Origin of the sequence: Caballeronia sp. LZ034LL (assembly GCF_031451215.1) — a bacterium.
GTDB lineage: Bacteria > Pseudomonadota > Gammaproteobacteria > Burkholderiales > Burkholderiaceae > Caballeronia.
In genome coordinates, this window is the sequence record NZ_JARUXR010000002.1 from 204,469 (window position 1) to 210,910 (window position 6,442).

Annotated in this window: 6 protein-coding genes; 4 read left to right on the forward strand and 2 right to left on the reverse strand. The window is 61.7% G+C overall.

Annotated elements, in window-relative coordinates; translation table 11 throughout:
• The first annotated feature begins 60 nt into the window (after nt 1-60).
• The gene (locus QCE83_RS15360) at nt 61-444 is read left to right on the forward strand and encodes a DUF1801 domain-containing protein (protein ID WP_309812298.1); all 384 of its coding nucleotides are present in this window, start codon (nt 61-63) and stop codon (nt 442-444) included.
• Nucleotides 445-447: 3 nt separating this feature from the next.
• On the opposite strand, the gene QCE83_RS15365 is transcribed toward QCE83_RS15360, so the two are convergent.
• Nucleotides 448-1,278, reverse strand: coding sequence for a class I SAM-dependent methyltransferase (locus tag QCE83_RS15365; RefSeq protein ID WP_309812300.1), 831 nt, complete (start codon nt 1,276-1,278; stop codon nt 448-450).
• Nucleotides 1,279-1,513: 235 nt separating this feature from the next.
• Here QCE83_RS15365 and QCE83_RS15370 point away from each other — a divergent pair, with 235 nt between their 5' ends.
• Both QCE83_RS15370 and QCE83_RS15375 read left to right on the forward strand, forming a co-directional pair.
• Nucleotides 1,514-3,700 (forward strand): TonB-dependent siderophore receptor, encoded by a 2,187-nt coding sequence (locus tag QCE83_RS15370; protein ID WP_309812303.1) that lies wholly within the window; start codon nt 1,514-1,516, stop codon nt 3,698-3,700.
• A gap of 126 nt (nt 3,701-3,826) precedes the next feature.
• Entirely contained in the window at nt 3,827-4,780 is a 954-nt protein-coding gene (locus QCE83_RS15375) for a TauD/TfdA family dioxygenase (protein WP_309812306.1), read from the forward strand.
• A gap of 158 nt (nt 4,781-4,938) precedes the next feature.
• Here QCE83_RS15375 and QCE83_RS15380 read toward each other — a convergent pair whose 3' ends face one another.
• Entirely contained in the window at nt 4,939-5,835 is an 897-nt protein-coding gene (locus QCE83_RS15380) for a LysR family transcriptional regulator (RefSeq protein WP_309812311.1), read from the reverse strand.
• A 220-nt stretch (nt 5,836-6,055) separates the two neighbouring features.
• On the opposite strand from QCE83_RS15380, the gene sdhC reads away from it, so the two are divergent.
• The coding region (gene sdhC / locus QCE83_RS15385; protein WP_309812314.1) for a succinate dehydrogenase, cytochrome b556 subunit at nt 6,056-6,442 on the forward strand (387 nt) is incomplete at its 3' end.

Consider the following 6,442-nt stretch of genomic DNA (forward strand, 5'->3'; position numbering starts at 1 on the left):
AGTTCGACGCGCACGTTATGCTGTCTGCGTTTTTCCAAAACTAAAAACCGAGACGCGTTGATGAAAAATTCGGAACGAATCGATGAGCTGATTGCGGGCCTTGCCGACTGGCGCGGCGAAATGCTGGCGAACGTGCGCAAGGCCATCCTCGCGGCGGATGGCGAGATCGTTGAGGAATGGAAGTACATGGGCAGTCCGGTGTGGTATCGCGACGGCATGATCGCCGTGGGCATTGCGCACAAGGACAAGGTCAAGCTGACCTTCGCGAACGGCGCGCATCTCGCGGATCCGGACCAGCTCTTCAACGCAGGTCTCGAAGGCAACCAGCGGCGCGCGATCGACTTCTCCGAAGGCAGCAAGGTCCAGGCGCGCGCGCTGCGGGATCTCGTGCGCGCGGCGATCGAATACAACCAGAGCAAGGCGAAGAAGAAAAGTCGCGCCTGATGCTCAGGGCAGCCGCGCCCAGGCGCCGATGAACGCCGGCGGCTGCACGACGCCTTCGAGCGCCACGACCTGATCGCGCAGGCGCTCGGCGAAGGTATCGATGTCCACTGCCTTCGCATCCACGATGCCGAATCGTTCGGCGAGCGGCAACAGCGTTCTCAGCACCTCCGCGAGATAACGGTAGGTGAAGGCGTCCGGGCCGCCTTCGAAGCGTGCCGACAGCAACATCTGCGGATCGGGCAGACCCGCCTGGCGAAACGTCTTGAAGAGTTTCGCGCCCATCTCCGTGTCCACGCCCGCGCGCCGGAAGGTTTCGATGATCCAGCGCGTGCCTTGCGCACACAGCGGCGCCTCGGGCAGCGAACGCGCGGTGCTCATGTCCATTTCATGAAACACGAACAGCGTGCCGCTGCCGGCTTGCGCGGCGAGCCGGCGCAAGGTCGCGGCCGGATCGGGCAAGTGCAGCAGTATCAGCCGTCCGATCACGGCATCCACCTCGCCGACGATATCCACATCCGACACGCTTCCGGTTTCAAAGCGCACGTGGTTCAGATGCGCGTGCTCCGCGCGCCGGCGCGCCTTGTCGATGATCTCCGGTGACCGATCGATGCCCAGCACACTGCCGCTCGTCCCGACGAGCGCCGCGGCAAGAAACGAGACATCGCCCGCGCCGCATCCCAGGTCCAGTACGCGCATGCCGGGCACCAGGCCCGCGCGCCGCAGGACGTCTTCGGTGAGATCGCTGATGAAACGTGCCTGACGGTCGAGCCGCTCCATTTCGGGATCGGAGTGGCCGAGCACGTAGACGGTGGAAGAGGAAGGCGTGGAGTTCATCGGCAGACCTCGACTGTGCATATCCGATGCGGGCTGCCGCGTGTTCGTGAGCGCCCGATTTCATCTTAGTCACGATCCGATCGCGTCCCGTTTCTTTCGATTTCCTTCCGGAAAAAAGCTGAACGGAGGGCCAAGAAAAAGCGGAAACGAATGTTTACAAAAAGGCAACGAAAGGCGACAATTTGGCCAGAAATAATAACGATTCGCATTTACGCGTGACGACAAGAGAATGAGTATGAAGAAAACTGAATGGAATGCCGTGGCAATGCGGCCGCTGAAACTCGCCGCATTGCTGATGTTCGCGGTCGCGCCGCTGGCCTACGCTCAATCCACTGACGGGACGGCCAACGACGCGTCCGCCCCCGCGCCCTCGGATGCCACCCTGCCGGCCGTCAAGGTGACTGCGCAGAATCCGGATCAGCCGTACGGCCCGACGAACGGCTATGTCGCGAAGGAATCGACGGCGCTCAAGACCGGCACGTCGCTGCTGGAAACGCCGCAGTCCGTGTCCATCGTGACGCGTCAGCAGATGGATCAGCAGAACGCGCAGACGCTGAATGCGGCGGTGCGCTACGTGTCCGGCGTGACGCCGGAGACGCGCGGCGGCATTGCGACGCGCTATGACTTGCTGAAGGTGCGCGGCTTCGACGCCGACAAATACTGGAACGGGCTGAAGATGCTCGACAACTCGTGGTACGCGACGCCGCAGGTCGATCCGTACTTGCTCGAGCGTATCGAGGTGTTGAAGGGACCGGTCTCGGTGCTGTACGGCCAGGCCGCGGCGGGCGGCCTGCTGGATCAGGAAAGCAAGATGCCGACGGTCGTGCCGCTGCACGAAGTGGGCGTCGAATTCGGCAACTACGCGCACAAGCAGGCTACATTCGATTTCTCTGGACCGATCGGCGGCGACGAACGTTATTTATATCGCCTGACCGCCATCGCGCGTTCCGAAGACGGGCAGGTGCAATCGACGGAGAACAAGCGCATTGCGATTGCGCCGTCGTTCACGTGGCGTCCGGATGCGAAGACTTCGCTCACGCTGTTCGGCTTCTATCAGCACGATCCGCGCGCCACGTCGTATGGCAGCGTGCCGCCGGAAGGCACGGTGCTGTACAACCCGAACGGCAAGCTGCCGAGCGACTTCTACGACGGCGACCATAACTTCGAGAGCTTCAACCGGGTACAGGAGTCGATCGGCTACAAGTTCGAGCGCAAGCTGACCAATACCTGGTCGTTCCGTTCGAATGCGCGCTTCATGCACCTCGCGCAGGACTACAAGAGCGTGTATGCGAGTCAGCTCGAAGACGATTTGCGCACGCTCGATCGCGGCACGGCGGCGTCGAAGGACAACCTGAACACCTTTGCGATCGACAACCAGGTGGAAGGCAACTTCTCGACCGGGCCGATCGATCACACCGTGCTGTTCGGCTTCGATTACCAGCACTATGCGAGCAATTTCGATGCGGGCTTCGGCGTCGCGCCGCCGCTCGACATGTACGCGCCGAACTACAACCAGACGATCACGCCGCCCGACCGCTATCACCAGGTGCTGAGCGGCACTCAGTACGGCGTGTATGCGCAGGATCAGCTGCGCTGGGGTCACGTGGTCCTGACGCTCGGCGGACGCGAGGACTGGGCGAGCAGCGACTCGAACAACACGACCTACGGCGTGCAATCGCATCAGTTCAACCGCGCCTTCACGGGCCGCGCCGGTCTGTCGTATGTGTTCGACAGCGGCATCGCGCCGTATGTCAGCTATACGGAATCGTTCACGCCGCAGATCGGCACCGACATCAACGGCAATCAGTTCTCGCCGGAGAAGGGCCGTCAATACGAGATCGGCGTGAAGTTCCAGCCGAAGGGCTATAACGCGTTCTTCTCTGCTGCGCTGTTTGACCTGACGCGCAAGAACCTGCTGACCGTCGATGCCAGCAACCCGAACTTCCAGTCCGCAGTGGGTGAAGCACGTTCGCTCGGCGTGGAGCTCGAAGCGAAAGCCAGCCTCACGGATTCGCTGAACCTCACCGCAAGCTATACGTACCTCAACACCAAGTACACGAAGGACAACAGCGGGCTCGACGGCAAGTTCCTGCCTGCCGTGCCGCAGAACCAGGCTTCGCTGTGGGCGTACTACACGATCAATCGCGGACCGGTGGCGGGCTTGTCGATGGGCGCGGGCGGACGCTACACGGGCACGACCTACAGCAGCGACAACAGCTTCAAGGTATCGAGCTTCTTCCTCGTCGATGCCACGCTGCGTTATGACCTCGGCCGCGCCGCTACGCAACTGAAGGGCGCGGAGCTCTACGTCAACGCGCAGAACCTGTTCAACAAGCGCTATGTCGCATCGTGCTATTACGGCACGTGGTGCGCCTTCGGTTATGGCCGCCAGGTGTTCGCCGGCATGAACTATCACTGGTAAAGCCTGAACCGGAACGTCGTGAGCGCCGGCCTCGGCGCTTATCGCAAACCAAGCTATCCGTAGCGGGATTTCTTGGTTCGCGTGAGAAGTGGCGGCTTGTACATTGATCGCTCTATCGACAGGAGCATGACAGTGAACGCAGTTGCCAACGGCGATGTATCGAGTGTGACGGTCAAGCCGCTATCGGCGCATATCGGGGCTGAAATTGGCGGCGTCGATCTGACGCGGCCTTTGCCCGACCATCAGGTGAAGGCATTGCGTGCCGCCTTGCTCGAATGGCGCGTCATCTTCTTCCGCGAGCAGTTCCTCACGCATGCGCAGCACGTGGCGTTCTCCGCGCAATTCGGCGAACTCACGGTGGGGCATCCGGTGTTCGGCCATGTTGAAGGCCACCCGGAAATCTATTCGATCTCCAAGTTTCGCAAGGCCACGCGCTTCGACGGACCGTCCCTCGTGCGGCCATGGACCGGCTGGCATACCGATGTCACGGCCGCCGTGAATCCGCCATTCGCGTCCATCCTGCGCGGCGAAACCATTCCGCCCTATGGCGGCGACACGCAGTGGACCAACCTCGTCATCGCCTACGAGAAGCTGTCCGCGCCGTTGCGCGGGTTCATCGACGGGCTGCGCGGCGTGCATCGCTTTGCGCCGCCGCAAGGGGTGAGCGGGACGGATGCATTCAGGAAGGCCGTCGACGATCACATCCTCGTCAGCGAACATCCGCTCGTGCGCGTGCATCCCGAAACCGGTGAGCGCGCGCTCTATGTGAGTCCGGGCTTCCTCAAACATGTCGTGGATGTTGCGCCGCGCGAAAGCCAGGCATTGCTCGAATTGCTTTGGGAACACGTCACGCGTCCCGAGTTCACGGTGCGCTTCAAGTGGGAGCCGGGCAGCATCGCGTTCTGGGATAACCGCACGACCGCACACCTCGCGCCGACCGATATCTTCGACCTCGACTTTGATCGCCAGCTATATCGCACGACACTCGTCGGCGATGTGCCGGTGGGCCCGGACGGACGTGCATCAGTGGCGATCCAGGGCTCGCCTGTGGGCGCGGCGGCAGCGGTTGCATTGAATTGATCGACATGCATTTCGTCGCTTGATGACCGAGCAACTAACTGTCGATTTTTTTAACGCCCACGAAATCGCTTCGCCAATTGATATAAAGCTGTCTTGCAAGCATGGGCGAAGCGATAGTTGCAAATGCAACTTTCATAAGCATTACAAAGACGCGTGCATCACGCGCGAGCCGCAGCAACCTGCCGCGCGATCTCGAGAAAATTGGCGGTCTTGGCCGGCGTGGCGTCGATGCGCGACGCCAGCGCGAGACGAATGGAGATGTTGCTGTCGAGCGCATCCGTATAAGCCACGCCATCGACCTGGATCTGACACACCGATGCCGGCACCAGCGACACGCCGAACTCCGCCGCGACGAGATTCACCACCGAGGACAATTGCGGCGCCTGCTGGCCGGCGATGGGTTCGAAGCCCGCCTCGCGGCACGCGCCGACGATGACGTCGTGCAGCGTAGGGCTGGCTTCGCGCGGCAGCATCACGAAGGCGTCTTCAGCCAGCGCCGACAGCGGCACCTTGCGCTTCCTCGCGAGCCGATGTGTTGCGGGCAGCACGATCCGCATCGGCTCGACGGCGATGTGATGGATCTGCACACCGGCGGGCGACTGGCTGCCGAGCCGGACGAAGGCGACATCCACACGGCCGTCGTCCATATGCGAGAGCAACTGCGCCGTGTTGCCCTCGGTCAGCGTCAACGTGACGTTCGGATACGCCTGCCGATATGAGCGGATGAGCTTCGACACCACCGGATTGAACGCCGCCGATCCCGTGAAGCCGATGTTCAACTGCCCGATCTCGCCCCGCCCCGCACTCTGCGCCTTTTCGACGGCGAGCCGCGCGTCGGTCATCAGACGCTTGGCGTCGGCGGCGAAGGCCTCGCCGGCTTCGGTCAGCACAACACCGTGACCCGTGCGCCGAAATAAACGCACGCCGATCTCGTCTTCCAGCGCGTGAATCTGCTGACTGAGCGGCGGCTGCCCGATGCCGAGCCGCTCGGCCGCGCGCGTCACATTGCGCTCTTCGGCGACGGCCAGAAAATAACGGATATGACGCAGTTCCATCCGATATCTATAAAAAGTATTTCAGAAAGACGAGATAGATATTGGACAGTATATCAATCCCGCGACAAAATACCGCCAGTCGCGCAGTGCGCGGGCTAGAACGTCTCCCCACGAATACATCGCCGGTCGCTCATCGAGCGCATCAGGCAGGACGAGTCGCGCCCGTGGTGAGCATCGGCTTCGCGCGATACGTCAAAACAGAATAGGGAAGGGGTCTACCGTGGCTGAAGCTGTAAAGAAACCCAGGCCGGAGTTCCGCAACATCGGGATCGGCCAACTCGCGAAGTATCGCTTGCCGCTGGCGGGGAAGGTCTCCATCCTGCATCGTGTGAGCGGCCTTTTGCTCTTCGTGTGTTTGCCGTTCATCCTGTATCTGCTCGATCAGAGCCTCACGTCGGAAATCAGTTTCGACGCCTTCAAGGGCTTCCTCGCCAACCCCATCGTCAAGATCGTTACGCTCGTGCTGTCGTGGGCGTACCTGCATCACTTCTGCGCGGGCATTCGCTTTCTGCTGCTCGATACGCACGTCGGCGTGAACAAGGAAGGCGGCAAGCAGAGCGCCATGATCGTGCTGATCGTCTCGCTGCTGCTCACGCTCGCGATGGCG